The sequence below is a fragment of the Mycobacterium sp. genome (assembly GCF_039583785.1).
Taxonomy (GTDB): Bacteria; Actinomycetota; Actinomycetes; order Mycobacteriales; family Mycobacteriaceae; genus Mycobacterium.
The window spans coordinates 4,505-7,595 of record NZ_JAVKSG010000103.1 but is presented as its reverse complement, the minus strand read 5'-3'; the positions used below and the strand labels follow the sequence as shown (position 1 = coordinate 7,595).

The following is a 3,091-nucleotide window of genomic DNA, read 5'->3' as shown; positions in this document are numbered from 1 at the left end:
CACCGCTGTCGATGCCCGTACTCATGGCGACAACATAGCCAGACCCACCGACACCACCGGCCCGCCCGACGCCGACGAGCACCCCGAGACCCGCCGGCACAGCCCAGATCAACGCGGCGGCGGCTACCTGCGGGCTCCGCTGCGCTCCCTGTGCTCCCGTCCGCTGGCGCTTCCGTCCGCGCCGGTCGCTCCGCACGCCCGCCGTCCGCCGCCACCGATCCGATAGGCCCTGCCGCACCCCGATCAGCCCCAGCAGGCGCCAACCGGGATCGACATGACGGCCGAGTCTGAACAATGACCACGGCCACCCGCGCGACGACCGGGACGGCACGGCCTGTCCGTTCGCCACCGCCGTCACACATCAGTCGTCGGACGACGCAAACACCCCCTGACCTGCGGTGAAGAATTTCCATACTGCTATCAAGCGCTACCTCGCCCGCGAAATCTTCCACGCCCTCCAACCGCCAAGAAAGGCAACCAAGATCGTTGCCTGAATATAGGAGCATCTGTTATCAAGACCAGTCGATCAGATCGCCGAGACCTTCGTAGTATCCCGAAAAACCATCTACCGCCAACCGCGAAACACGACCCCGAACGAAGCGACCACACACGCGATAACCCCAGCGGGTAGACCCTCACCCGTTTGCGGCTGGCGATACGGCCCTTAACTACAGCCCACCGGGTGGGACAAAGGGGACGTAGTGGCAGCGCGCTGGCAGTGGGGCTGGGTGGCAGGCCGGGTCCGGAGAGTCAGGCTGGCAGTCCGGCGGGGGCGGGGGCGGATGGCAGGCTGGATCCTGGCCGCCGGTCGCCCAGCTGATCGCGGCCGGTGCGCCCACAACGTCAACCGCGTCGGTCACCGCATCGGTAGAGATGGCGACGCGCGCCAAGGGTCCGGCGAGCGCTGAGACAGCGATGGCGATCACGCTGGTGCCGATACCACCGGGCAGCGCCTTACTCATCGCGTCAGCCTACATCTGACAGATGCAATGCACCCCTCGTCTCCATGATCGTGTCTGCGCAACATCGGTTATCGCTGAGGCAGTGCACCTTTCACGTTAACGACACCCGACACTACTCAATTCGGTGAAAAATTGAGGTCGGTGCATAACGCGACCTTTTCGTTGTCGTCTGCCGACCATTCAACCCGGTGTCTGGTGGCGACGATTCCGGCACGTGGACCACCACCTATTTTGGAGCAGCGCGGCGAGACCGGCTACGACAGCAGCCCCCACCAGCAGCCGTTGCACGACTGGTCCCCAGCGGGTGGCCGGGGTCAGCCTCGTTTCCAGACGTACCGGACTGTCCAGGTAGGCGGGCTGGTTGAAGTCCGTGTGGGCCAGCTCGTGGCCGTTGGGGGCGATCACCGCGCTGATCCCGCTGGTGCCGGCTACGACCACGTAGCGGTCGTGTTCCACGGCGCGTGTCTTGGCGATCGCGAGTTGCTGGCGGCTCATCGTCTCATCGAAGGTGGCGTTGTTGGTGGGGACGGCGAGCAGCTGGGCGCCGGCCAGCACCGAGCGGCGAGGCGCCCGGTCGAAGATCACCTCCCAGCAGGTGGCCACCCCGACCGGGACACCGGCAGCGTGCACCACACCGGGGCCTTGCCCGGCGACGAAATGACTCACCCGTTCGGCATAACTGGACAAGTGCCGAAAGACGGCAGGCCAGGGCAGGTATTCGCCGAACGGCTGGATGATCGCCTTGTCGTGGCGCTCACCCCACCCGGACTGTGGGTCGAAGACCATCACCGAGTTCAGCCACGCCGGGTGCTCGTCGGTCGCGCCGGGGCCAGCACGGACCGCGCCCACCAGAATGGGCGCATGGATCGCGGCGGCTGCGGTCGCAATCTGATGTGCGGCGTCGGCGTTGGTCAGCGGATCGATATCGGAGGCGTTTTCCGGCCAAATGACCAATTGTGGCTGCTGGGCACGCCCGGCCGCGACATCGTCGGCGAGCCGCAGGGTCTCCTGGAGGTGATAGTCGAGCACCTGCCGGCGTTGGGCGTTGAAGTCGTATCCCAGCCGGGGGACGCTGCCCTGCACTGCGGCCACCATAACGGGCGCCTCGGTGCCCGAGCCCGACTCTGCGCCGACGCCCTGAATCTGCGGTGTGGCTATGGCGGTGGCCAAGCACACCAGGCAAACGCAGATGCCGGGCAGCAGCACGGCCGATATCGCAGCCCTGCGGCGGTGCGTCCCCGTGCCGCCGCCCGGCAGGCAGCGCCCGATCGCGATCGTGATCGCCGTCGTGGTGCAGCCCAGCAACACGATCGCCACCGATAACAGCGGAACCCCGCCGAGGGCGGCCAGCGGCAACAGCGGGCCGGTGGTTTGACCGAAACCGACTGTCCCCCAAGGGAATCCGCCGAACGGGAAGGCCGACTTCGCCCACTCTTGGGCCCCCCACAGTGCCGCGAACCAGATCGGCCAACCCGGTACACCGCGCACCACGACCGCCAGCACGCCGAACAGGCCCGGATACAGCGCGCAGAGTACCGCCAGCGCCAACCAGGGCCAGACCCCGACGAAATCACCGGTCCAGGTCAGCAGCGGCAGATAAAACGCCAGCCCGAACAGAAAGCCATAGCCCAGGCCACCGGCCAACGTCGTGGCCGGGCGAATCAACACCCAGCCCAGCAGTGCGAAGGCGGCAACCGCGGCGCACCACCAGTTCAGCACCGGGAAACTGGCCCACAGCAGGAGACCGGCGACCAATGTGGCGCTCAGCGTCGCCCCTCGCTCGGCTGGCACGCCACTCCACCGCGCCAGCCGGTCGGTGAGAACGGCGGCCAGTCGGGTCGGACGGTCGGTGGCCGGCACGGCACCGGGTACCGCTTCGGGCTCGTCGCCGCTGGCCTGCTCGTCGGCGTTAGGCGGTGGTGCATGGTCGGAACTCTGAGCGTCGCTATCCATAGACCACCGCCTGCCTGCGCATAGTTTGCCGACAGCGCCGCAGCACATCGGCTGGAACCCACCCGTGCAGCCGCAGGACCCGGGAACGCGGGTCGGTCCACCTCCGCTGGACTGCATCGCTGGATGTACTCACCACAAGCTCCTCGGTAAGTCCCGGACGACATAGAACGCGGGCG

The 3,091-nt window shown here is 67.2% G+C and carries 4 protein-coding genes; 1 reads left to right on the top strand and 3 read right to left on the bottom strand.

The features are described 5' to 3' along the window. The coding region (locus ABDV69_RS19280) for a hypothetical protein (RefSeq protein WP_343577252.1) at positions 1-226 on the top strand (226 nt) is incomplete at its 5' end. A 442-nt stretch (positions 227-668) separates the two neighbouring features. Here ABDV69_RS19280 and ABDV69_RS19275 read toward each other — a convergent pair. The 3 genes from ABDV69_RS19275 to ABDV69_RS19265 form a co-directional block, all read right to left on the bottom strand. Next, positions 669-962 (bottom strand): hypothetical protein, encoded by a 294-nt coding sequence (locus ABDV69_RS19275; RefSeq protein ID WP_343577250.1) that lies wholly within the window; start codon positions 960-962, stop codon positions 669-671. Positions 963-1,142: 180 nt separating this feature from the next. Further along, positions 1,143-2,915, bottom strand: coding sequence for an apolipoprotein N-acyltransferase (lnt, locus tag ABDV69_RS19270; protein WP_343577249.1), 1,773 nt, complete (start codon positions 2,913-2,915; stop codon positions 1,143-1,145). Beyond that, a partial coding sequence (locus ABDV69_RS19265) for a hypothetical protein (RefSeq protein WP_343577246.1) occupies positions 2,908-3,091 on the bottom strand: 184 nt, incomplete at its 5' end. The genes ABDV69_RS19265 and lnt, both read right to left, overlap by 8 nt.

Excerpts from the sequence above, each read along its gene's own strand:
- ABDV69_RS19275 (WP_343577250.1), bottom strand. The coding sequence starts at position 962 with ATGAGTAAGGCGCTGCCCGGTGGTATCGGCACCAGCGTGATCGCCATC.
- lnt (WP_343577249.1), bottom strand. The coding sequence starts at position 2,915 with ATGGATAGCGACGCTCAGAGTTCCGACCATGCACCACCGCCTAACGCC.